The following is a 24,279-nucleotide window of genomic DNA, read 5'->3' as shown; positions in this document are numbered from 1 at the left end:
ATGACCAACCTGATTTCAGCGGAAGGACTGCAGAAGCTGCAGGATGAGTTCGACCGGCTCTGGAAGGTGGAGCGTCCCAAGGTGGTACAGGGGGTGGCCGACGCCGCCGCCGAGGGGGACCGCTCGGAAAACGCCGAGTACATCTACGGCAAGAAGCGGCTGCGGGAGATCGACCGCCAGTTGAAACATCTGGGCAGCCGGCTGAAGGTGCTGAAGGTTGCCAGCCCACCGGCCAATCCGCACCAGGTGACCTTCGGCTGCTGGGTCTGCTACGAGGACGACGAAGGAAATGAGCGTTGCTACCAGCTGGTGGGAGCGGACGAGTTCGACGTGGCCGCCGGCAAAATCAGTATCGATTCGCCCGTGGGACAGGCGCTGCTGCACAAGCGGGTCGACGACGAGGTGGTGATCCGCAGACCGTCCGGCACCATCACGGCGGTTATCACGGCCATCTCCGCAAGGAGACCCCTACCGTAGCGCCTCCAGCTCTTCCCAGCGGCCGTAGGCCGTCAGCAGTTCCGTTTCCAGTTCCGCCAGCCTGCTGTTCAATGCCGCCACTTCGGCACCGGCGCTGCGGTAGAACTCCGGGTCGGCGAGGATGCCGTGAATCCGCTCCTGCTCCTCCTCAAGTGCGGCGATCCGGTCCGGCAGCGCCTCCAGCTCCCGCTCCTCCTTGAAGGAGAGTTTGCGGGGCCGTTCCTTCGGTGTTTTTGCTTTTTCCGCCGCCGGTTTGGCAGGACCGTCACCTGCCGTTGCCGATTCCCGCTCCCGCAGCCAGTCGTCGTACCCCCCCACCGTTTCCCGCACCGTAGCGTCTGCTTCAATGGAGAGGGTGGAGCCGACCACGTTGTTCAGGAACTCCCGGTCGTGGCTGACCAGCAGCAGGGTTCCGCTGTAGGCCACCAGCAAGTCCTCCAGCAGCTCCAGGGTCTCCGCATCCAGGTCGTTGGTCGGCTCGTCCAGCACCAGCAGGTTGCCCGGCCTGGTGAACAGCTTGGCCAAAAGCAGCCGGTTACGCTCGCCGCCGGAAAGGATGGCAACCGGCGAGCGGGCCCGCTCCGGCGAGAAGAGGAAGTCCTGCAGATAGCCGATGATATGGCGGGATGAGCCGTTGATCACCAGGGTATCGTTTCCCTCGCCCACGTTCTCGGCCACGCTCTTGTTCGGGTCCAGCTGTTCCCGCAACTGATCCATGTAGAGAATTTCCAGCCGGGTTCCCTGGCGCACGCTCCCCTGCTGCGGGGCAAGCTCCCCCAGCAGCAGCCGCAGCAGGGTGGTCTTGCCGGAACCGTTGGGGCCGATGATCCCCACCTTGTCCCCCCGCATGATGGCGGTGCTGCAGTCGCGGATCACCGGCCGGCCGCCGTAGCTGAAGCCGACGTTCTCCGCCTCGATCACCAAGCGGCCGGAGCGCTCGGCCTCCTGCAACTGTATCCGGGCGGTTCCCTGTCGCTCCCGGCGGCGACGATGTTCCTCCCGCAGCGCCTTCAGCGCCCGGACCCGTCCTTCATTCCGGGTGCGGCGGGCCTTGATCCCCTGCCTGATCCAGGCCTCTTCCCGGGCCAGTTTTTTATCGAACAGGGCCTGACGGGTGATCTCCGCTTCCAGCAACGCCTCCCGCCGCTCCACAAACTGGTCGTACCCGCAATTGAAGGCATAGATCCGTCCCCGGTCCAGTTCCGCCACCCGGTTGGCCAGACGACGGGCAAAGGCCCGGTCATGGGTGACGAACAGGCAGGTGGGAATCTGCTTGACCAGAAACTCCTCCAGCCAGACGATGGTCTCGATATCAAGGTGGTTGGTCGGCTCGTCCAAGAGCAGGATGTCCGGACTGCTCACCAGGGCCCGGGCCAGCAGCACCCGCCGCTTGGTGCCGCCGGAAAGGGACTCGAAGCGGGACTCCCCGTCGAGGTGCAGCCGGTTCAGCACCCGCTCCGCCTCCTGCTCCCGCTGCCACGCCTCACCGTCGGCTCCGCCGGAGGACTCAAGCAGCAGGTCGATCACCCGCCCGCTGAGATCCGGCGGTATCTCCTGGGAAACCAGTGCCACCCGCAGCCCCTGGCGACGGAGCAGCTCCCCCCCTTCCAGCGGCAGTTCACCGTTGATCAGTTTCAGCAGGGTCGATTTGCCGCTGCCGTTCCGCCCCATCAGACAGAGACGGTCCCCCTCCTCGATCTGCAGGGTGATGCCGTCGAAGAGCGGCGGACCGCCAAAAGCAAGCGTTATGTCGCGCAGCGTCAGTAAGGCCATGAGTATTCGGCACCATTCACATACGTTGGTTTTCGGAGCGCTTGACAGCTCGAAGGTGATGTACATACCATACCGGCACTGGAGGTGACAACATGACAACAGGATCGGTGGACGACCTTTCCCTGTCCGCCCTGTATGCTTCACTGCGGGAATACCTGCAGGAGCTGGCTGAAACCGGCGTGGAAGGGATTCCGGCGCAGGAGCCCGCAGAAACTACACCGCACCGCGAACCTGCCGTTGCTGCGGCAAGCGCTGGGACGGCCACCACCCTGGATGAGGTACGGCAACAGCTGGGGGACTGTCAACGCTGCGGTCTGGCCGCCGGCCGCACCACCTTGGTGTTCGGCAGCGGCAATCCCCAGGCAGAACTGGTGTTTGTCGGCGAAGCTCCCGGTGCGGACGAGGACCGCCAGGGGCAGCCCTTTGTCGGCGAAGCAGGCCAGATTCTGACCAGGATCATCACCGCCATGGGACTTACCCGCGACGATGTCTATATCTGCAATGTGCTGAAATGCCGTCCCCCCGGAAACCGCAACCCGCAGCAGGCGGAGATCGATCTCTGCGCTCCCTTCCTGCTGGAGCAGCTGCGGGTAATCAGACCCAAGGCGCTGGTGGCGCTGGGCACCTTTGCCGCCCAGACCCTGCTGGACAGCAAGGAGCCGATCTCCCGCCTGCGGGGACGCTTCCATGATTTCCACGGCATCCCGCTGATGCCCACCTTCCACCCCTCCTTCCTGCTGCGCAACCGTACCGACAAGCAGCGGTACTGGGAGGTCTGGGAGGACATGGTGCAGGTATTGAAACTGCTGGGACTGCCGATTCCGGAGAAGCAGAGCGGGAGCGGTACCAGATAAGAATAAAGGGCTACCTTCGGGAGTACCGCAAAAAAAGATCGTGAGGCAGGATACCGGCAGGCTGGCAGAAAAACGGATGCTGCACAACGTAGGGAACGGGCTCAGTATTGACCCTCAAACCAGCGCCGCACAACGAACAGCTGTGCCGTGCCGCCGCCTGGCGGCCAGGTATCGGCGGGTGAGCGCTGCTTCAGCAGGTGCCGCAACCGCTGCCGGAGCGGAGTAATCGTCACGCCGCCGTTGCCCGGCGCACCGCAGCGCAGTATGCTCTCAATGGCCGAATCCCGATCGAGCACAACTATCAGGTGGCCGTTCCAGACGATCAGGTCCAGGGGCCGCAATCGAGCGGCAATCTGCTCAGCCGTCAGGCCGGCCACCGCCACGGGCTCGCCGAATGACACCAGATCGCTGGTATTGCGCGGCGTAAAACCGTTAGTGGCTTCATACAGCAGGCCGGAACAGTCCAGCCCCCGATACCTTCCTTCTACCCCCTGCCGCAGATTGCCACCCCAGACATAGGGGAGTCCGACAGCGCTCCGGAGTGTCTCCGTTATCTTCGCAGCATCGGGACGAGGGGCAGGGCGGGGCGGCAACTCCGATGCACTGAACTCAAGGAAGGCACTACGGACAAACAGGCGTACGCCCGCAGGAGGGGTATACGCAGGAGTGGTGACTTCGACTGTCGGCCCGAGATCCCGCATCACCCGGAAGGGAGTTCCGGGCAGTGCGATAAACTCAAGGGACCGGACCTGGCCGCACCGGTCTGCGACCACAGCACCACCGGCAGCAGCGGCACTACGGTAGACCGGCACTGCCTGCCGGACCACCCCATAGGCAGATGCAGCTTCTGCCGACGGCGAGGTGACAAGCACGAGGCAGCAGCACCAGATAGCGCCAACAACCCGCCATGCCGTCAAACCGGCCGCTGCGCTCCCGAATCTAGAACGGAATATCATCATCCTGGAACGGCGGCTCATCGTAACTGACCGCGGTATCAGCGACCCCGCCCGCGTCACCGCGACGGCCTCCCCCTGCGGAGCCCTCATTCCTGCCGCCCAGCATCTGCATCCGGTCACCGACAATTTCCGTGGTATAACGGTCGTTACCGTCGCGATCAGTCCATTTGCGGGTCTGCAGACGGCCTTCAATGTAGACGGTCTTCCCCTTGGCAAGGTATTCACCGGCGATTTCGGCAAGCTTTCCCCAGAGCGTTACCCGGTGCCACTCGGTCTTTTCCTCCCACTCGCCGCTCTGCTTGTTCTTGTAGCGTTCGCTGGTGGCAAGGTTGAACGAGGCAACCGCCTGCCCCGACGTGGTATAGCGCACCTCGGGATCCTTACCCAGGTTGCCGATCAGCATGACTTTATTGAGACTGGCCATTGGTGAATCTCCTTCCCCGTGATTGACATGGACCGTCTATATAGCACCCGTCCCCGAAGGGAGCAAGTATCCCGTTACCATCGCTGCTACCGGCAGCGCCAACCGGACGCAAAAAGGCCGCATCGATACCGATGCGGCCTTTTTGCCATGCCATGTCGCCAGAATTACTTCTTAGCGGGAGCCTTCTCAGCAGCAGCCGGAGCAGCAGCGTCGGCAGCCGGAGCAGCTTCCTTCTTAGCCTTCTTGGCCTTCTTGGCCTTCTTGGCGGGAGCCTTCTCAGCAGCAGCCGGAGCAGCAGCGTCGGCAGCCGGAGCAGCAGCCGGCTTCTCAGCGGCGAAAGCGAAACCAGCGAAAGCAACAGTGGCGATCAGGGTAGCGATCATCTTCTTCATGGGTACATCCTCCTTGGGAAATTGTGTTGCCTAACCTAAAGCAGAGACTGTGCCAAACAGCAGCAACAAAATTAGTTTCAAAAAATACGGTAACTTACATCCAGTGAGCTTTTAACACCCTTCAATCCGCAATGCACAATACCCGAAATGAGGTATCCAGTTACCGATACCGGTTGATTGTTTTCACAGGGCACCAAAGGCGGGATGGCCAGCACGGCAGCCGATGCCGCCCGACGGTTGTACGGCTCAGCTACCCCGGCTCATCCGACGATTCCGCAAGGGGCAGCACAATCCTGAACTCCGCACCCCCCTGATAGTTGCAGGCCGTGATCACGCCTCCATGGTTCTGAATGATGCGGTTGACAATGGGCAGCCCCAGGCCGGTACCGCGTTGCTTGGTGGTGAAGAACGGTGTGAAGATGCTGGTCAGCGACCCTTCGGGGATGCCGCCACCACTGTCGCGCAACACAATGACCGCAGAGGGTTTTTCCGTATCGCCCCGGCTCAGGCTCATCCGCAGCACGCCACCGTGGGGCATCGCCTCCTGGGCGTTGACCAGCAGATTGATAAACACCTGTTTCAACTGGTGGGCATCCCCCAGGACCGGCCAGCGCGCCTTCGGCAACTGCAGATCGCACGTGATTCCCTGCTCCTCAAAGACAATGGCATAGTCGTCGACGCTTTCCTTGACCACCTCACGCAGGTCGAAACAGCTGTAGCAGATGGTCGGCTTCCGGGAATAGGCAAGAATATCGCCCAGCAGGTGCTCCAGGCGCTGGGTTTCGCTGATGATCGTATCCAGGTACTGCCGCTGAGGAGTTTCAGCCTCCAGAATTTTTCCCAGCCGGGCGGCAAAGCCGCCGATGGTGACCAATGGCGTTTTCAGTTCGTGGGAGAGGGAGGCGACCATCTCACCCAGCGCGGCAAGATGAGCACCGTGTACCAAGCGCTGGCGGGCATCGCGGAGCTCCGCGTGGGTCTGTTCGAGGTTGCGATACAACTGGCTGTTCTCCAGCGCCATGCTGGACTGGTTGGCAAAGAGTTGCAGCAGGCGCAACTGGTCATCCTCAATCGCCAGCTCACCATGGCAGTTGTCGACGACAATGATCCCCACCAGACGGTCACGGGTAACCAGGGGAGCAATGGCAAACGTACTCATCTCAAACCGCCGGACAAAACCGCAGCCCCGGCAGTCCAGGCAGTCCCGGTGGCTGATGCGGCAGGGAAGGCGCTCCCGCACCGCCCGGGAAACAATGGGGCAATCCTCCTCCAGATTGATCCGTGAAGCACGCACCATGGAGCAGAATTCCGCCTGCCGCTGCCGTTCCATGGCCAGGTCATCGAGGTCCCAATGGCCGGTCAGCAGGTTGTCCGGACTCATGTCGACCACCCGCAGGCTGCGGGCATCATCCCGGCAGATGCCCAGCATTCCCTGCAAGGTGCGGGTTTTGGGGTTATGCAGGTACAGCATGGCCCGGCAAAAGAGCTGATTCGGCTCGTACACCAGGGCGGACAGGATCAGGTGTACCAGCTTATTGAGGTGGATGGTGGAAAGAAGGGTCGAGCTGAAGAGAAACGAAGTGGTCAGGTCGCGCGTCCGCGGCAGGGGAGCAGTGAGGGGGGCTATGGATTCGGCAGCATCGGTCATGAGCCAGTCCCGGGGTTCAGCCACGAACTGTTGCACGGCACGAATAGGTCAGGGGCGCTTTTCTTTCTGTTCTTCCTCGATCTTGCAGTCGATGCACTGGGTCGTCACCGGCCGGGCCTTCAAACGCGCCTCACTGATCTCGGCGCCGCAATCCTCGCAGATACCATAGGTGCCATCCTCGATCCGACCCAGGGCTTCCTTGATCTTACCCAGCAACTTGCGCTCCCGGTCCCGTATGCGCAGCTCAAAGGTGCGGTCTGACTCCTGGGTGGCGCGGTCGGTGGGATCGGGAAAATGGGCAGCGTCATCAGCCATTTCGTGGACGGTCTTGTCCGCTTCGGAAAGCAGCGCCTTCATCTCATCCAGCAGCAACAGCCGGAATTGTTCCAGTTTTTCTGCGTCCATGAGTCTCCTCGGATCGGCTGGAGTATCAGCGGCATGCCTGATAATTTGCTGATATTAGTGAGATGAGCCCTACAAGTCCAGCAAAAAGTGGCTAGTCAAGGAAGCGTAGCGCCTCCTGTACCGTTGCAACTCCCTGCACCTGCAGGCGGCAGGCATCCAGACGCCTCACGTTGCCGCCGGGCAGAAGACAATCCCTGAACCCCAGCTTGGCTGCCTCCGCAATCCGGAGCTCCGGCTGGGTAATGGCCCGTATCTCACCAGCCAGCCCCACCTCACCGAACACCACCATCTGCTGGGGAAGAGGACGATCGAGGTGACTGGACGCCACCGCCAGCATGATGGCCAAGTCGGCGGCCGGCTCGCCAAGCCGGGCGCCGCCGGCGACATTCAGGAAAATATCCTGCCCCCCCAGATGCAGCCCCGCCTTCTTCTCCAGCACCGCCACCAGCAGCGCCAGCCGATTACTGTCCACACCGATGGTGGTACGCCGCGGCGTCCCGTAGGAGCTGGGGGTCACCAACGCCTGAATTTCCACCAGCAGCGGGCGGCTCCCCTCGAGGGAGGCGGTCACCACCGAACCGGGGGCATCCAGCGGCCGCTCGGACAGGAACAGCTCCGAGGGGTTGGTCACCTCGTCCAGCCCCCCTGCTCTCATTTCAAAGACACCGATCTCGTTGGTGGAGCCGAAGCGGTTCTTCACCGCCCGCAGGATACGGTAGGGATGCCCCCGGTCCCCTTCGAAGTAGAGCACCGTATCCACCATATGCTCCAGCACCCGGGGGCCGGCAATGGCACCATCCTTGGTGACATGCCCCACGATAAAAATCGGAATGCCGCTTCCCTTGGCCAGGACCATCAGCCGGCCGGCCGATTCCCGCACCTGGCTGACACTGCCGGGCGCAGACTCCAGCGTGCGGGTCCAGACCGTCTGGATCGAATCAATCACCACCGCCCGCGGCTTCACCTGTTCGATCCGGGAAACAATCTCCTCAAGCCCGTTTTCCGCCAGCACCAAAAGCGGCCTGCCGGAAAGCCCCAAGCGTTCTCCCCGCAGCCGGGTCTGGGCCGCCGACTCTTCGCCGGACACGTAGAGAACATCGCCGGCGACGGCCAGATGGTGCATGGCCTGCAGCAACAGCGTTGATTTGCCGATGCCGGGATCGCCGCCGATCAGCACCAGGGAGCCGGGAACCAGCCCGCCTCCCAGCACCCGGTCCAGCTCTCCGATTCCGCAGGGCAGGCGAACCTCGGCCTGGGGCGGCACCTCGTCGATCGGCACCGGCGCCGCACGCTCGCCGGCTGTCCGGCCGGCCTGAGCCGGCACGGCGGTCAGCCGTTCTTCCGTCATACTGTTCCAGGCCCCGCAGTCCGGGCACTTGCCCAACCACTTCGGGCTCTGGCAACCACACTGGCTGCAACTGAACACCGTCTTTTGACGCACGTACAACTCCTTCAGGGTGACTTCCTTGTCCAAACTTTTCGGACAATAGCAAAGGGTGGCTCAATCGGCAACTCTCGCAACGGGAGACGGTCGCGGCAGGGGAGCCGGACTGCATATCCCCCAAAGAAGAGGGCATTTGTCTTGTCGGAGGTGACTGCCTTTGCTATAGTTTCCAAATTGCACTCATGACAGCGTAGTAACGACGAAAAAGGAGAAAAACACTATGAAAGGCACTGTTCAGATACGCGAAGGCATCCACTGGGTCGGTGTACTGCATCCCGAACTGCGGGTCTTCGACGATCTCTTCCCGACCGAGCACGGCACCACCTATAACAGCTACCTCATTCAGGGGAGTGAGAAGACCGCACTGATCGACACCGTCAAAGGCAAGTTCACCGACCTGTTCATGGACAAGATCAGAGCTCTGATCGATCCCGCAACCATTGACTACATTATCGTCAACCATGCCGAACCGGACCACTCCGGCTCTCTTGCCTACCTGCTGGAGCAGTGCCCCAACGCCACGGTGGTATCCAGCCAGGCCGCCAAGAACTTCGTTGGCAACATGATCCATCGCCCCTTCGCCTCCCGGGTGGTCAAGGAGGGGGACACGCTTGATCTGGGCGGCCGCACCCTGCGCTTCATCATGGCTCCCTTCCTGCACTGGCCCGACACGATCTTCACCCGACTCGAAGAAGAAAACCTGCTCTTCACCTGCGACGCCTTCGGGGCCCACTACTGCGACACCGCGCATATCTTCAACGACGAAACCGACGACTTTACCGCGGCCCGTCACTTCTATTTCGATTGCATTTTCCGGCCTTTCAAGGACAAGGTGCTGGCTGCCGTGGAAAAAATCCGGCATGACGTCATCGATATGATTTTACCCAGCCATGGGCCGATCATCCGCACCGACCCCTGGAAAGTGATCCAGCAGTTTGAAGCATGGAGTAAACCCACCTCGTTCTGCAAAAAAATTGTGCTTCTCTACATTTCTCCCCACGGCAACACTGAAAAGATGGCCAAGGCAGTGGTCGAGGGGGCTGCTAGTGACGGCATCGAAGTGGCCTGCCACCACATCGTGGGGATGGACACCAACGAACTGCGCACGCTGCTGGAAGAGGCCGATGCGTTGATATTCGGTATTCCCACCATTGCCCGCGACATCCCTGCCCCCATGTGGAATGTCCTGTCGGCCCTGACGTCCGTCAAGCTCAAAACCACCATGGCCGCCGTATTTGGCAGCTACGGCTGGAGCGGCGAAGCCTGCAAGATGGCGGAAGAGCGGCTCAAGGGGCTCGGTTTCAAACTGGTGGCCGAGCCGGTACGCACCACCTTTACCCCCACGGCGGATATACTGGAGCAGTGCGTTGAGCTCGGCCGGAAGGTTGCCGGCGAGGTTGCCCAGAAAGGGTGAAGCCAACTGATTTCATTTCAATTATCTGATCATCAGCATTCAGATTACTGCTAGAACTGCCGATTACTATATCCACACCCTCAAGCCCCGTTCGGGAGATGGCTGCATGAGCTATAACATACGAAAAGCGATGGCGCTTCTTTCTCTTCTTGCTGTTATGACCGCCTGCGGCGACACCCAACAGCAGGCACTGCTCCCGAACGGTTCGGCAGCGGAATCCGCATTTACCCAGAAAAGCAGCGATACCGCCGATTCTTCCATGGCCATTTCGACGGAAGACGCAGCAGTTTCCTTGAACGCGACTCCTGATGGGCTGCCGGTACCACCCCAGGTCGCCGAAAAACTCTATGGCATTGCCCAGACTACGGGAGCGGTACGAGTGATCGTCGGCTTCAACGCCCCACCGGAACTGCCTGACGGTTTCATGGCTGAAGGGACCCTGGGGGGGGGCTACAAAAAGAATCCGGCAGCAAACCAGAACGCGATTGCCGCACAGCGTGCCTCTATCCAGCGGATTCAGGACAGGATTCTGGATCGGGTATCCTTCAAGAACAAAGCAAAGTCAAAGAAGTTCAGCTCCATCCCTTATATGGCCTTGGAGGTCGACACGGCCGACTTCCAGGCCCTGCTAGCCTCTCCCGAGGTCACCCATATTCAGGAAGACATCGCCGTACCCCCAATGCTGACGGAGAGCGTCCCACTCATCGGCGGTTCGGGCGGCAGTTTTTCCGGCCAGAGCGGCAGCGGACAGACTGTCGCCATTCTTGACACCGGTGTTGCCACCGGGCATCCGGTCTTTAGTGGAAAAATCGTCAGCGAAGCCTGTTATTCCACGGCCATGAGCGGCCAGTCGACCTCCGTCTGCCCTAATGGCCAGAACTCCCAGACCGGCAGCGGTGCCGGCATTAACTGCAACACCGCCATAACCGGTTGCGATCACGGCACCCATGTGGCGGCCATAGCGGCAGGGACCACCGGCGTGGCGAAAGACGCCAAAATCATAGCCATCCAGGTCTTTTCAAACCATAGCGGTAGGGCTCTCAGCTGGTCGTCAGACCAGATCGCGGCCCTTGAGCGGGTTTACGCACTGCGTAGCGATTACAATATCGCCTCGGTCAACATGAGTCTAGGTGGCGGCGGTCCCTACGCTTCCAGCTGCGATGCCGGCAATGCAGCCTTCAAGGCTGCCGTTGACAACCTGCGCTCCGTCGGCATCGCCACCGTCATCGCATCAGGAAACGACGGTTTCACCACCGGCATCAGCTCGCCTGCCTGCGTATCCACCGCAATCGCCGTCGGCTCAACCAGCAAACAGAATACCGTTGCCAGCTACTCCAACAGCTCCTCCCTGATCAAGCTGCTGGCACCCGGCTCATCCATCTACGCCGCGGTCCCCGGCAACACGTACGCTTACAAAAGCGGCACCTCCATGGCCACTCCCCATGTCGCCGGTGCCTGGGCGGTCATGAAATCCAAGAAGCCGACGGCAACGGTGGATGAGGTACTGAATACCCTGATCGGCACAGGAGTCAGCATCAGGGACACCAGAAATAATGTTACCAAGCCCAGGATCAAGCTGGATACCGCGGTGAGTCAGCTTGTTGATGTCACACCGTATATTGGTGATGGCAAGGCTGATATTTTGTGGAGGAATCCCACAACAGGGCAAAACTCCATCTGGTTTATGGATACCGATGGAAGCCGTCTTGCCTCGGCCGCCCTCACAACGGTAGCACCACCATGGGCGATAGCCAGCATCTCTGACTTCAACGGTGACGGAAAGCCGGATATCCTCTGGAGAAACCCAACCACCGGCCAGAACAGTGTCTGGATCATGGACGGTACAACGCGGACAGGCTCTGTCGCCCTCACAACGGTAGTATCGCCATGGACGATAGCCAGCGTCTCTGACTTTAATGGTGACGGAAAGCTTGATATCCTCTGGAGAAACCCAACCACCGGCCAGAACAGTGTCTGGATCATGGACGGTACAACGCGGACAGGCTCTGTCGCCCTCACAACGGTAGTATCGCCATGGACGATAGCCAGCGTCTCTGACCTTAACGGCGACGGAAAGCCTGACATCCTCTGGAGAAACCCCTCCACCGGCCAGAACAGCGCCTGGATCATGGACGGCACAACGCGGACAAGCAGTGTCGCCCTTACAACAGTGGCGGCACCATGGACAATAGCCAGCGTCTCTGGCCTTAACGGTGACGGAAAGCCTGACATCCTCTGGAGAAACCCCTCCACCGGCCAGAACAGTGTCTGGATCATGGACGGCACAACGCGGACAAGCAGTGTCGCCCTTACAACAGTGGCGGCACCATGGACAATAGTTGCCGTCGCAGACCTGAATGGTGACGGAAAGCCGGATATCCTCTGGAGAAACCCCTCCACCGGCCAGAACAGTGTCTGGATCATGGACGGCACAACGCGGACAAGCAGTGTCGCCCTTACAACAGTGGCGGCACCATGGAAAATAGTTGGAACTAGCAATTAATTTTCTCCGGAGACTATGTATCTTTAATGCCTAAGCTTGCAAATGCCACAACATCAATCATTATACGCTGTTGCAATGAAGAACAGCACATCGGGAAGCTCTTAGCAGGGATTTGCCAGCAGACTATCAGTGACGTGGAAATCGTTATTGTAGACTCAGGGTCTACAGACGCGACGCTGGCTATTGCATCCCGCTATCCCGTCAAGGTAGTCCATATCAGACCTGCAGACTTTACCTTTGGCAGGGCTCTCAACATCGGTTGCGAAGCAGCGTCAGGAGAGATTCTGGTCATAGCCAGCGCCCACGTCTACCCCGTGTATAATGACTGGCTTGAAAAGCTGACCTCCTTTTTCTTTGATCCCAAAGTTGCCTTAGTTTATGGCAAACAACGGGGCAATGAGGTATCAAAATATTCTGAACTCAGAATATTTCAAAAATGGTTTCCCGATGCTTCCTCCGGTTTCCAATCCCACCCCTTCTGTAACAATGCCAATGCGGCGATACGGCGGTCTGTCTGGGAATGCTGCCGTTATGACGAAAACCTTACCGGCCTGGAAGACCTAGACTGGGCAAAACGAATATTGGTAGAGGGGCACAGGATGGCATATTCGGCGGAAGCCGAAATCATTCATGTCCACGAAGAAAACCTGTCGCGTATTTTAAATCGTTACCGGCGGGAAGCCATTGCCATGAAAACGATTTTTCCGGACGAGACGTTTTCTTTTCTTGACTTCATCACGTTATTTGTATCCAACAGCATAAACGATCTCTATTATGCTGCTCACGACAGGGTATTGCTGAAAAAGTTCGGTGAAATTATTGCATTCCGTCTGTTACAATTCTGGGGTACCTATCGCGGCTATTGCCAGCACGGCCCGATTTCCGCACACTTGAAAGACCGGTTCTACTACCCAAATCAGTGGAACCCGATACCGTCTACCACTAGTGCTGACGAAGCACAGCGCAAAATTGACTACTCTTCGCTTTGAATTGGACTCCAGATGATGTTTATCGACATTTCAGTCAAGCTGAGTGACCGCATACCAGCATGGCCCGGAAGCAGCGGGGTCTCCATAACTCGTGTCCGCTCCATTGAGCGAGGTGACGCAACAACCGACTCCTACCTTTCCTGTGACGTACACTCAGGCACTCATCTGGATGCCCCCGCCCACATTTTTGCCGACGGAGCCACGGTGGATGCTCTCTCACTTGAGAGCCTCATTGGTCCGGCAACCGTAGTAGAACATGATGCCCTAGGCCATATAACAGCAACAACACTAGAGCGTATGGTTATCGGAAGTGATACCAAACGTCTTTTGTTCAAAACCCAAAACTCTTCACTATGGAACAGGAAAGAATTCGCGAAGGACTTTATCGGATTGACGGCGGATGCCGCTGAATGGATCGTTCGACGCAAGATAGAAGTTGTCGGTATTGACTACCTGTCGATAGAACCGTTCGGTCAAAACCTCGGCACACATAGTATTCTTTTACGATCAGGCGTCATCATTCTGGAGGGGCTTAATATGTCTTCAGTCACATCAGGACAGTACGAAATGATATGCCTGCCCATACGTCTTGCCGGCGCAGAGGGGGCACCGGCACGGGCCGTCTTGAAACCTGTTACGATGACTCTGAAGGATGTGCCATGACGTATTCCATTGCCGCCATTGTGCCGATGCGGCACGACAGCGAACGGGTGCCAGGCAAAAACTACCGCCTCTTTGCCGGAAAACCGCTCTATCACCATGTGATTAACAACCTTTTGAACTCCTCTTACGTCAATACAATAGTCATTGATACGGACAGTCCTGTCATAATGTCCGATGCCTCTCAGTATTTCCCACAGATAACAATCCTGGAGCGTCCAGTTCATCTGCGGGATGGTGCCATACCCATGAATGACATCCTGCTCAATACGGTCCGCCAGATTTCCGCCGATTTCTACCTGCAAACCCACAGCACCAACCCGTTGCTCTCAACAGCAACAATTGACCAGGCTATCAGCCGGTTCTTCGCTTCCTACCCGGTCAACGATTCGCTTTTCACCGTTACCCGCATGCAAGCGAGATTGTGGGACGGTCTGGCTAGGGCCATCAACCATAACCCGGCCATGCTCATACGCACGCAGGACCTGCCACCGGTATATGAGGAAAATTCATGCATGTATCTTTTCAATCGTACCACCCTGGAAACTCGTCATAACCGAATCGGTGAGCGCCCAATCCTCCATGAAATTGACCGATATGAGGCGTGCGACATTGACGAAGAAATCGATTTCAGACTTGCAGAGCAACTGTACATACTTAAACGGGACGGAATCTCAGATGACCTGTAACGTACTTATAAGTGCCCCCTATCTGCAACCTTACCTTGACCGTTTTCTGCCTGTTCTGGAGAAAAGGGGCATAACCCCTGTCGTACCGCAGGTTCGGGAACGCTTGGAAGAAAATGAGCTCCTTGGATTGATCGGGAATATTGATGGTGTGGTCTGCGGGGACGACCGTTTTACCCGGCGTGTTCTTGAGTCGGCAAAAAAACTGAGAGTGATTTCAAAGTGGGGTACCGGGATCGACTCCATCGACCAAACAGCCTGCCGTGAGCTCGGGATCGCTCTCTGCAATACCCCGAACGCATTCAGTGAACCTGTTGCGGATTCGGTGTTTGCTTACATGCTCTGTTTTGCCCGGCGTACTCCTTGGATGCACGAAGCCATGCGCAAGGGGGTGTGGGAGAAAATCCCTGGATTTGCCTTGCGGGAAGCGACCCTGGGCGTTATCGGCGTCGGAAATGTGGGGAAGGCGGTCATCCGCCGGGCCGTCGGCTTCGGCATGAAAATACTGGGCAATGATGTTACCGAGGTGGATGTAGATTTCATTTCCCAGCATAGGGTGCGCATGGTCACGCTGTCTGAGTTGCTAGCCACAGCCGATGTTATCAGCGTAAACTGTGACCTAAATCCGACTAGCCATCACCTGTTGAGTACCGAGCAATTCAGCGCCATGAAACCGAACGCTCTGGTCATCAACACAGCCCGGGGACCGATCATTGATGAACCGGCATTGGTTGCAGCCCTGCAAAATGGGAAAATAGGCGGAGTTGGCCTAGATGTCTTCGAAGTTGAGCCCCTTCCGCCTAATAGCCCGCTCAGGTCCATACACAATGCCCTGCTTGCTCCTCATAACGCCAACAGCAGTCCAGAAGCGTGGGAACGAGTGCACATCAATACCCTCAACAATCTTTTCAACGAATTGGGACTTCCGGAAATTGCGCCTGGTGAACTACCATGAAACCAGCTGTTCTGATCACCGGAGCCTGCGGCGGTATCGGCAGGGCGCTCTGTGAGGTCTTCCACGAAGCCGGTTATGCTGTTGTCGGCATTGACAAGGATTCTCCCGCAGACTTTTCCCATACCGTGATTCCCTTTAACCTCCAGCTAATCGCTCAATCCGACAAAAGTGCCGATGCACTCCGCCGCAAAGTATTTTCTCTGTCGGACGGTCGCCTGGATGTACTGATCAACAATGCCGCCGTGCAGATCGTCAAACCTTGCGATGAGCTGACCCGCGAGGACTGGCATGCCACACTCGACACCAATCTGCTGGCCCCTTTCTGGCTGACTACACTATTCCTGCCAGAGCTAAGGGCAGCAAGGGGCTGTGTGGTGAACATCGGCAGCATCCATGCAAAACTTACCAAACGGCAGTTTGTGGCCTACGCCACTAGCAAGGGGGCACTTGAGGCCATGACCAGGGCCATGGCTCTGGATCTGGCGCCTGATGTCAGAGTAAATGCAATCGCTCCTGCAGCAACTGACACCCCAATGCTGCGTGCCGGTTTTGTGGGGAATTCCGAAGGGTTCGCTGAGCTGAACAGCTATCACCCCCTCGGACGGATTGCCCGCTGTGAAGAGATTGCACAATCCGCTCTTTTTGTTGCCGGTTCGCAGTCGGCATTCATGACCGGCGTCGTAGTAGCGGTTGATGGAGGCATCAGCAGCTGCCTGAGTGATCCGGCGCACTGATCGGAGGCAAGAAATGAATAATACAAAACATATTCAGGCGTGCTGTGATGTACTTGCAGAGTTGCTTGCCGAACGCACAAAATTTTCTCCCCAGTCACTTGAATACTTAAAGCATGACAAGATTATCAGCGCCTACTTTGCGTGCATCAGGGCTCACCTTGAGTACGATATCCGGCCCTATTATGCAAGTCAGCGGATTAGAGATTTTTTGAACGCAACATATCAGGACAACCCTTTTGTTCCGAAACACCTCGACGGTATTGACTTGGCGGTTCATAAACTGCCAGCATCAACTCCTAAGAACGATTGTCTGCTGACGCAGATACGAAACAGCGACATTCCCATTGCAGTTGACGTTTTCAGGCCACGCCTAGCCGCTTACCGTCAATTTCTAGCCGATAACGTTCAATTTTATGCCGAGCGATTTGGTGCCAATGCTCTGCACGGAGCCGGATATTTCTTCCAGAAAACCCTTGAACATTTTATTACGTCATACCTGATCGGCCTGAACCATGCCAAGGTAATACTTGACATCGGCGCTGCAGGTCATACTTATGCAAAAATCATCAAGAATAATTATCCAGAGGCAGTTGTCATTGCACAAGACCTATGCTTTCCAGCAGCAGCAAAAGAATTAGGAGCTAATGTCTTTCAATTAGGGGGTTCAGCAGCAGCATTACCACTCGATGACAGTACTGTAGATTTTGTGACTTTTCACTGTTCGGTTGAACACTTTGAGGGGAGTGCTGATTTAGAATGCCTTAGGGAAGTAGAGCGCATCTTGAAGCCTGGTGGTAAAGCGGTCATTATCCCATTGCACCACAATTCTCGGTATTCGATCGTTATAAACCCCATTAGCGGTCCTTTTGCGGACGATGCATTCATGCAGAAGGTACTGCTGCAAGAAGTAGTTGAAAATAACGCATGCTGTCATTACTCCACCGCATATATCAGCAGATTTGTTCGGCAATACTCTGCAGGCATGCTTTTCGAGCGGCTACTTTCGAAACTCGCATTATCGGCAAAAATTTACGCCATAGAAATCGACCATGAATTCGAAGAAGAAGAAATCCTATCTCATGAATATTTAAATGGGCTGTATTCAAAGTACATCCCGCATCATCAGAGGTTTTTTCTGGAATTAAGCAAGCAATAGCTGTCCGGCGTGTGCGTGTAGACAAGGAGAAGTTAATGCGTAAAGACATCACTGATCACAACTGGTTCCATGCCATTGATTTTGGCAATGGCACAACAACACCCGGCAGGTTCACTGAAAAGACACCACCAAACTGGACGCTGTATGGGGTTTTAGCTCTGCTGGAGCAAATCACCCTTCCCGGCATGTCCTGTCTGGATATTGGCACGATGGATGGTCTGATATCACTTATTTTGAAAGCCGGGGGCGCATCTCGAGTTGTTGCAACAGATGTTCTGAACAGGCCGACCTTTGAAATCGCACGGGAAATTTCCGGTCAGGATATTGAATACTACCCGGATATACACATCAATGATCTGCCACAGACACCCGTCAATAGCTCTTATGACCTCATCACGTTTTCAGGGGTGCTTTACCATTTGTATGACCCCTTGGGAGGTATTGCCACCTGCAGAAAACTAATCGCACGAAATGGCCTGCTGATACTTGAGACAGAGACTACAGTCGGCAGCACTGCAGACATGAAATTCACACCTGCTTATAATGAATATCCCGAACCTTATACTTATTGGCAGCCTACTATCCCGTGCCTGCTGGAAATGCTTAAATTTTGCTGTTTCGAGCCAACCGTACTTATTAAGACATTACATCGTACGACCGTACTTGCGACAGCAGTTCTTCCGGCCCAGGTTTCAAACCGTACAGACCGCATGATTAAGACACATCAGGAAACCAGGGGGCTCGGCCCTTACCTCAACTTTAAGCTTCTTGCAAGCGATCTATGCCGGATTTCAAATATTGAGTACACAGGACACTGTGGCAGTTTTGAAATTGACCCTCATAATTTTTTCTCAAGACTTCCTTATCAGCCAAATTTGAGTCCACAGGCAAAACATTAAGGAGCACAATTGAATGTTTCCTACTCGTATTAATATTAGCACGACTCGGCGATGTAACCTGAATTGCATACACTGTTTTGTGAATCAAGACAGAGTACCTGTCGAAGACGGTTGGGAAATGTCCATGGAGCTTTTCGAAGATTGCATGGCCCAGGCAATGCCACTCTTCCAGCACATAGGTCTTTCCAACCTGGGCGAGTTCCTGAGCGACACCCAATTCATAGAGCGTGCAAGAATTTTTAAGGCTTACATGAACAAGAAACCGGACGTCTGGTTTGATCAAGTCACCAACGCCACCCTCTTGGATGAAGAGCATCTTGCCCCGCTTGCCGGGTTGAAGAATCCAGTTCTGTACGTTCTTTCGATTGACGCAGTTGATCCACTGATCTCATATGCAATCCGCCCCCCAGGCCTGTCAACGCAAGCGATGAAAAACATTAGAAACATCAATCAGGTTCATGCTCGCCTAGGTATGCAAAAACCAACGATCGTGGTTAGCGTAACTCTGCTCAAAAGAAATCTGCTTGATTGCTTTAACATCATCGATTTTTGTCGAGAACTTGGCTGTTCAGTCTATTTCCGCCATGCCATGGGGCAGGGGCTAGAAGTGAATAATAGGGAGTCACTCTTCCGCGTCCCCGTATTTTCAAATAAAATTCTTCGTAAATGCAAAGCATATGGAGATTCACAGGGAGTCAAGGTTTCCTTTGAACCTCTCTTCGCACAGACCTCAGAAGAAATCGACCTCTACCATCGGGAGCGGAACGACCGATCTATTCCCTGCCGCATTTTTACGGAAAGATACATATCTAAGGTCGACGTAAATGGCGATTACAGTTGTTGCTATAATCTGGCCCGCGTGCATGGCAACATCAAAAACATACCCCTAGCAAAGCTTATGGACCACAATGACAACGTCATTACTTCATTCATGGGAAGACCAATAGCACCATGCACTCTCTGCAGGGGCAGGCAGATGCAACTTTCTTACATTCATGAACCGGCCGTATTTGACCTTAATATTCCGGATAATGAGCGATGCTATTATCCTGATATCAATCTTGAGGAGCACGGTTTCTTTGATTGGCTGACCACGCTTGATCAGAAGAAAATTGAACAGCAGCTGCGTAAGCATTGGAATATGCTGTTCGGGGAAACTTCTCACAGCAAACGCTCTCCATCGCCATCCCCATACGCCTCACTTCCGCCTGACTTGTTGCAGAATGAGTCCAGAGACAATCTTCTCAAACAGGCAATCGACAACCGAACTATTGGCAATTACACACAATCGCTGAAAATATTTGAACGCCTCGTCCAGGCCTTCCCCGGTGACACGGAGATTAAGAGCGCATTGGACGACATCTGCCGCGAGCTTGGGCTCTGCGTTCAAGAGCAGTCGCAATCAGAGTCAAACTTAGACAAAAAGGAAGAGATGCCATGAAACCACCCAAGTATTACCGTACCTTTGACTATCAGAAGTCGCTACTGCCGAACTATTATCTGGCGTCGCTTGAAGAGGGAGTCAACAACATACAAGACGCCCAGGAAAAGACCGGCCTCACCATAGGCTATCCTGGCTGGGGCCTTATTTACTATCTGCTGCTTTCTCACCTGAACCCGCAGGAAAATAACATCATTGTCGAAACAGGCACCAATATCGGCTGCACAACGATCATACTTGCCCAGGCCCTGAAAGATGTAAAGGCAGCAGGGCATGTTTATACCGTTGAGCTGGAAGAGGCGAATTACATGCGGGCACTGGACAACTTCAGAAATGCTCACGTAAACAGCTTCATCACGGCTTTCAACTGTGACAGCAGGATAGCCCTAAAGCATATCACGGCACGGCACACCAACATTTGTGTTGCACTGCTGGATGCATCGCACCTTTTTCATGATGTTATGGAAGAGTTCGAAATGGTGCTGCCGCATCTTGCCGACAACGCTCTCGTGATATTCGACAACACCTATCAAATCTCCGACCCCCACGAAGATCCCCGTGTGCATGGAGCATTACAAGAAATCGTCAAACGCCATGGCGGCAATCTCATCAATTTTGAGCATGTCTCTTGGTACACTCCCGGCGTTGCCATTTGGCAAAAGAATAATCGCATTTCACATTAACAACTTATACCACTTGGAGTAAAGCTATGGTTCAGTGCCCCATCACCCGCGTTTGGGAAAAGCTGGCGAAGATATTACCCCATATCCGAACCGAAGATCTTGGGAACTCAATGAAGGCCTGCCGCGAAATCCAACGTGGCATCACGGGCAGGCACTGCGGTGATTTTGGTGACAAACTTGTACAATATCTATCTATAGCGCACTACATCCGCAAGACTGGTGCCGCGGCAGTGCAACTACTTGAAATTGGTTCACTGTTTGGGGGAAGCTGCCTGATGAAACTGTTCGCTATGCGCGACCTTGGCGTCATGGGTAAAATTGTATGTATAGACCCAATGTCAGGTTTTTATGGAGAAAAAACCGATCCTATAAGTGGAATCCCTGTCACCAAGGATATTTTTTATGAAAATATCACTAAATTCGGGTTTGATGTCAGCATGGTTGATTTGAGGTGCTGTTTAAGTACTCATTCCGATGCCTACAACGGCTTGGACGCTAACTCCTTTGCTACGATAATGATTGATGGGGATCATTCATATTCTGGCGTCAAGAATGACTGGCAAACCTACAGCAAGTTTTTGAAAACAGACGGCTTAATGCTGATGGATGACTACAATGATCCATCATGGCCGGACATTGCCGTATTTATTGATGAATTGCGCCAGCAGCCCCAAAACACCTGGCATATGCATCAGTTTGGCAGCACCATGGTGATAACGCCGGTTGACGGGATTGGATTTTCTGCTGATTCGGTAGATCCAGTCTTCAATCATGAACTCCTGCACAAACTTAATTCTGAATTTTTACTCGATTATTCGACACTCATCGGGCTTGCAAAATGCTGGCTAGCAGAAAAAGATTATGTGTCAGCGCTGGACTTGGTCAAAAGGGCGATGCAACTCGTATCAGTCAAACCGTTTGACAGGGTGCAAGGCATTCTTGAGGTTGGCTGGCTTCTTGACACCAACGGCCTGAGAGATCAAGCAGAAACATTATATATGCTAGGTATTCAGATAGCTGAGGTCGATGATAAGCAAAAATATGACTTATTTGTCCGACTAGCAAACTCATCTTGGAATAAAGGTGCTGCTGATTTGGCAGCAGACTATTATCTCCGAGCTTTAAATATTGATGGTATTCCCGATAAAAGAAAGTTTTTCCCATTGCTTGGCTTGGCACGACACCATGTTTTGAAGAAAGAGTACGCCGAAGCCATAAACTTTTTTACAGCTGCCCTTTCTAAGCCAGATATACATAAAGATTATTATGCAAATACGTTAAATGAGCTAGTTGACTGTCGCAAAAATATGCTTATGACAAATTCGAGCGGCACCCAACGAAACCATAACAGGCTCTCAACAACTCCCTTGCAAATCAACGTACCAGCGAGTTATGCAACAGTGCGAGAGTACAATTTCTTTTTAGAGGCTTATCCCTCAATTGCAAATTTGACAGGTGACCTCAAAAACTTCCAGCGCCCCTGGGTAGTTGATAGTGTCCTGAAACATGTACCGCGCGGTGGCAGAATTCTTGAAATTGGCGCTGACAAGTGCGAGCTGGCGGATTATCTGCAAAAACTTGGCTATGAAGTATGGGTTATTGATGTATTCGAGGAATTCGGCGGCGGAATTGCCAAGTTTGAAGAAGTAAGCACTCGCTTTCCCCAAATCCATTTCACCAGAGGATTTATACACGAAGACCAAACCCTGCCAACTGATTATTTTGATGCCATCTACTCCTGTTCGGTCATAGAACACAACCCTATTGCTGCCATAGCCCCAACCTTTGAGAGAATATATAGATGCCTTAAACCGGGTGGCAAATCTATTCACGCAATTGACTTTACAGTTGATGGAACTGTCCTCAAAAATCATGGACTTATCAATGCAGTTCTTTCTTTGCATGAACAAACCAAAACGGCTGAAGAGCTCGGGCAAGAAGCGCTTAACGACATTGATACCTTTTACCTATCTCCTCAAGGTCATTATAACTGGAGAAAATTTCTTAAAAAGAGATATGAAGAATATCCGTTCAGAAAAGTAACTTCATTTAATATAATTTCCCACAAGTAATATGTATCAATCATATATTGAGGTTTTCCATGCTAAGATTGGCAACCTGCAAAGATCTAATAGATTTGCTTGGACACTATAATAAAACTAAATATATTAATGATAATGATTTCGCATGGGGACTGAAGCAATTAGGAACACTTTTCTGCATTCAGCAGATAGAAAAGACAAAGCCTAGAAATGTGCTAGAGGCAGGAGCAGGCCTGAATCTATTTTTTGACACCCATTTTGGGCAACTATTTGAATACTGGATAAGTGACAGCTCAGGATTTTACCCTGAAGAAGCTTTTAAAGAGGCTATGTCCTTGCGTCGTAATACAAGATATGTTGATGGATTGCTTGGAGATTTTTCTAGCGAGCTCCCTGAAAATTACTTTGATTTAGTTTTTTCTATTTCGGTATTAGAACACACTCCATTTAATAAGCTTTCATCAGTATTTAAAGACATTCACAGGGTTTTACGTCCTGGGGGTAAATCGGTACACACAATTGATGTTAACCCCTACTCGCCAGCAGCAAATTTTAGTGAACTTCTTATGATGATTGAAGGTGCAGGTTTTGCCTTTGACCAAGAGCCTCTAAAATTCTTATGGGATATCCACAGTGCACAAGAACCCGTTTTACTCGAACCATTGCGAATTGTTTACGAGTATTATTATAGAAAAAACATAAACGAATATCCGGTATCACCATATCCAGGTCGTTACTATTTTGGTTCTATAATGGTATCTGTTATAAAAAAATAGTAACCAGATCGAGGTAAATTCATGACCACACTAAGTAACGAAGATTTTAGATCATTGATTGACATATTGAAGTTGATCACAAAGAATCCGCTGGTACACAGAGAATTTTTTGCTTGTCTCGAGCAGCAGGGTATTCATGTTATGCCAGTTTGGTTCTACTCGCCGATTCCGGATACAGGTAAAATTCCTCCCGAAACTTGGCAGAAGGCATCAGATATGCCGGGAATTGAGATGAATGATCAAGAGCAACTTTCGTTCATAAAAGACGTTCTTTCTTTCTATCAGCCAGAATACAGTCAATATCCTCTAAAGTTTACAGGCGACAAATTTCAATACAGCTATGAGAACGACCAGTTTGTGGGTCTTGACCCCGCCATCTTACACTGCTTTATTAGAAAGTACAGACCCCAGAAAATTATTGAGGTGGGCAGTGGTTACTCGACATTGGTGACTGCAAATGCAGTCAAACTAAATGGCACCGGAGAGATACTCTGCATAGAGCCATATCCCAGAGATTTCATCCGCGAAGGGGTTCCAGGCGTAAGCCGACTGTATCAATGTCCGGTACAGGAAATAGACTTAAATATTTTTCTTGAGTTACAGGAAAACGATATCCTTTTTATCGATTCAACTCATGTGGCAAAGATTGGCAGTGATGTGTTGTACTTATTTTTTGAAGTGTTACCTCGGCTTAAACCAGGGGTTTTAGTTCATATTCATGATATTTTTTTTCCATATGACTATCCTGAAATGTGGATTAAAGAAAAACACTTTTTTTGGAGCGAACAATATATTCTACAAGCTTTTCTCATAGGTAACACTCAATATCGTGTAAAATATGCTGTCGGATATATGGGAAGAAAGTACAAACAAGAGCTGCTGAAACTTTTTCCAAACTATGGAATTGGCATGGGCGGCGGCAGTTTCTGGATGGTGAAGTGCCACTAACAGTTTTTGAGGGGCTTTTC

23 protein-coding genes are annotated in these 24,279 nt (G+C 53.7%); 16 read left to right on the top strand and 7 right to left on the bottom strand.

Annotated elements, in window-relative coordinates; genetic code table 11:
* The gene (gene greB, locus RAK07_RS00635) at positions 1 to 477 is read left to right on the top strand and encodes a transcription elongation factor GreB (protein WP_305730929.1); all 477 of its coding nucleotides are present in this window, start codon (positions 1 to 3) and stop codon (positions 475 to 477) included.
* On the opposite strand, the gene RAK07_RS00630 is transcribed toward greB, so the two are convergent.
* A complete protein-coding gene (locus RAK07_RS00630; protein ID WP_305730928.1) occupies positions 469 to 2,250 on the bottom strand; it encodes an ATP-binding cassette domain-containing protein in 1,782 nt (593 codons plus the stop codon). The two genes, greB and RAK07_RS00630, sit on opposite strands and share 9 nt — an antisense overlap.
* A 92-nt stretch (positions 2,251 to 2,342) precedes the next feature.
* Here RAK07_RS00630 and RAK07_RS00625 point away from each other — a divergent pair, with 92 nt between their 5' ends.
* On the top strand, positions 2,343 to 3,104 hold the full coding sequence (locus tag RAK07_RS00625; protein WP_305730927.1) for a uracil-DNA glycosylase: 762 nt from the start codon (positions 2,343 to 2,345) through the stop codon (positions 3,102 to 3,104).
* 101 nt (positions 3,105 to 3,205) lie between these two features.
* On the opposite strand, the gene RAK07_RS00620 is transcribed toward RAK07_RS00625, so the two are convergent.
* From RAK07_RS00620 to radA, 6 genes are all read right to left on the bottom strand, one after another.
* Positions 3,206 to 3,976 carry an NlpC/P60 family protein gene (locus RAK07_RS00620; protein WP_305730926.1) on the bottom strand — a complete coding sequence of 257 codons (771 nt, stop codon included), beginning with the start codon at positions 3,974 to 3,976 and terminating at the stop codon, positions 3,206 to 3,208.
* Between the two features lie 67 nt (positions 3,977 to 4,043).
* Positions 4,044 to 4,484 (bottom strand): single-stranded DNA-binding protein, encoded by a 441-nt coding sequence (locus tag RAK07_RS00615; protein ID WP_305730925.1) that lies wholly within the window; start codon positions 4,482 to 4,484, stop codon positions 4,044 to 4,046.
* Between the two features lie 164 nt (positions 4,485 to 4,648).
* On the bottom strand, positions 4,649 to 4,876 hold the full coding sequence (locus tag RAK07_RS00610; RefSeq protein ID WP_305730924.1) for a hypothetical protein: 228 nt from the start codon (positions 4,874 to 4,876) through the stop codon (positions 4,649 to 4,651).
* 250 nt (positions 4,877 to 5,126) lie between these two features.
* Complete coding sequence (locus RAK07_RS00605) at positions 5,127 to 6,548, bottom strand: sensor histidine kinase (protein WP_305730923.1); 1,422 nt, start codon at positions 6,546 to 6,548, stop codon at positions 5,127 to 5,129.
* 24 nt (positions 6,549 to 6,572) lie between these two features.
* Positions 6,573 to 6,929 carry an RNA polymerase-binding protein DksA gene (gene dksA, locus RAK07_RS00600; protein WP_305730922.1) on the bottom strand — a complete coding sequence of 119 codons (357 nt, stop codon included), beginning with the start codon at positions 6,927 to 6,929 and terminating at the stop codon, positions 6,573 to 6,575.
* Positions 6,930 to 7,020: 91 nt separating this feature from the next.
* The gene (gene radA, locus RAK07_RS00595) at positions 7,021 to 8,370 is read right to left on the bottom strand and encodes a DNA repair protein RadA (protein WP_305730921.1); all 1,350 of its coding nucleotides are present in this window, start codon (positions 8,368 to 8,370) and stop codon (positions 7,021 to 7,023) included.
* 223 nt (positions 8,371 to 8,593) lie between these two features.
* Between radA and RAK07_RS00590 the strand changes: the two genes are divergently transcribed.
* The 14 genes from RAK07_RS00590 to RAK07_RS00525 all read left to right on the top strand — a co-directional run bounded on the left by RAK07_RS00590 (position 8,594) and on the right by RAK07_RS00525 (position 24,259).
* Positions 8,594 to 9,787: an FprA family A-type flavoprotein gene (locus RAK07_RS00590; RefSeq protein ID WP_305730920.1), complete on the top strand. Its 1,194-nt coding sequence runs from the start codon at positions 8,594 to 8,596 to the stop codon at positions 9,785 to 9,787.
* Between the two features lie 106 nt (positions 9,788 to 9,893).
* A complete protein-coding gene (locus RAK07_RS00585; RefSeq protein ID WP_305730919.1) occupies positions 9,894 to 12,290 on the top strand; it encodes an FG-GAP-like repeat-containing protein in 2,397 nt (798 codons plus the stop codon).
* A gap of 26 nt (positions 12,291 to 12,316) precedes the next feature.
* Positions 12,317 to 13,279, top strand: coding sequence for a glycosyltransferase family 2 protein (locus RAK07_RS00580; protein ID WP_305730918.1), 963 nt, complete (start codon positions 12,317 to 12,319; stop codon positions 13,277 to 13,279).
* A gap of 12 nt (positions 13,280 to 13,291) precedes the next feature.
* Entirely contained in the window at positions 13,292 to 13,942 is a 651-nt protein-coding gene (locus RAK07_RS00575) for a cyclase family protein (protein WP_305730917.1), read from the top strand.
* Positions 13,939 to 14,628, top strand: a complete 690-nt coding sequence (locus RAK07_RS00570) for an acylneuraminate cytidylyltransferase family protein (protein ID WP_305730916.1) — start codon at positions 13,939 to 13,941, stop codon at positions 14,626 to 14,628. The genes RAK07_RS00575 and RAK07_RS00570 overlap by 4 nt, the downstream gene beginning before the upstream one ends.
* A complete protein-coding gene (locus RAK07_RS00565; RefSeq protein WP_305730915.1) occupies positions 14,618 to 15,580 on the top strand; it encodes a phosphoglycerate dehydrogenase in 963 nt (320 codons plus the stop codon). Before RAK07_RS00570 ends, RAK07_RS00565 begins: the two co-directional genes overlap by 11 nt.
* On the top strand, positions 15,577 to 16,314 hold the full coding sequence (locus tag RAK07_RS00560) for an SDR family NAD(P)-dependent oxidoreductase (RefSeq protein WP_305730914.1): 738 nt from the start codon (positions 15,577 to 15,579) through the stop codon (positions 16,312 to 16,314). The genes RAK07_RS00565 and RAK07_RS00560 overlap by 4 nt, the downstream gene beginning before the upstream one ends.
* Before the next feature lie 13 nt (positions 16,315 to 16,327).
* The gene (locus RAK07_RS00555) at positions 16,328 to 17,470 is read left to right on the top strand and encodes a class I SAM-dependent methyltransferase (RefSeq protein WP_305730913.1); all 1,143 of its coding nucleotides are present in this window, start codon (positions 16,328 to 16,330) and stop codon (positions 17,468 to 17,470) included.
* Positions 17,471 to 17,505: 35 nt separating this feature from the next.
* Positions 17,506 to 18,369 carry a class I SAM-dependent methyltransferase gene (locus tag RAK07_RS00550; RefSeq protein WP_305730912.1) on the top strand — a complete coding sequence of 288 codons (864 nt, stop codon included), beginning with the start codon at positions 17,506 to 17,508 and terminating at the stop codon, positions 18,367 to 18,369.
* Between the two features lie 13 nt (positions 18,370 to 18,382).
* Positions 18,383 to 19,810, top strand: a complete 1,428-nt coding sequence (locus RAK07_RS00545) for a radical SAM protein (protein ID WP_305730911.1) — start codon at positions 18,383 to 18,385, stop codon at positions 19,808 to 19,810.
* Complete coding sequence (locus RAK07_RS00540; RefSeq protein WP_305730910.1) at positions 19,807 to 20,493, top strand: O-methyltransferase; 687 nt, start codon at positions 19,807 to 19,809, stop codon at positions 20,491 to 20,493. Before RAK07_RS00545 ends, RAK07_RS00540 begins: the two co-directional genes overlap by 4 nt.
* A gap of 26 nt (positions 20,494 to 20,519) precedes the next feature.
* Positions 20,520 to 22,565: a class I SAM-dependent methyltransferase gene (locus RAK07_RS00535; RefSeq protein ID WP_305730909.1), complete on the top strand. Its 2,046-nt coding sequence runs from the start codon at positions 20,520 to 20,522 to the stop codon at positions 22,563 to 22,565.
* A 29-nt stretch (positions 22,566 to 22,594) separates the two neighbouring features.
* A complete protein-coding gene (locus RAK07_RS00530; protein ID WP_305730908.1) occupies positions 22,595 to 23,311 on the top strand; it encodes a class I SAM-dependent methyltransferase in 717 nt (238 codons plus the stop codon).
* Positions 23,312 to 23,332: 21 nt separating this feature from the next.
* Positions 23,333 to 24,259: a class I SAM-dependent methyltransferase gene (locus RAK07_RS00525; protein WP_305730907.1), complete on the top strand. Its 927-nt coding sequence runs from the start codon at positions 23,333 to 23,335 to the stop codon at positions 24,257 to 24,259.
* Positions 24,260 to 24,279 lie beyond the last annotated feature (20 nt).

Origin of the sequence: Trichlorobacter ammonificans (assembly GCF_933509905.1) — a bacterium.
In the GTDB taxonomy this organism is placed as follows: Bacteria; Desulfobacterota; Desulfuromonadia; order Geobacterales; family Pseudopelobacteraceae; genus Trichlorobacter; species Trichlorobacter ammonificans.
The sequence above is the reverse complement of the archived record's forward strand: the minus strand, read 5'-3'. Positions and strand labels throughout refer to the sequence as shown.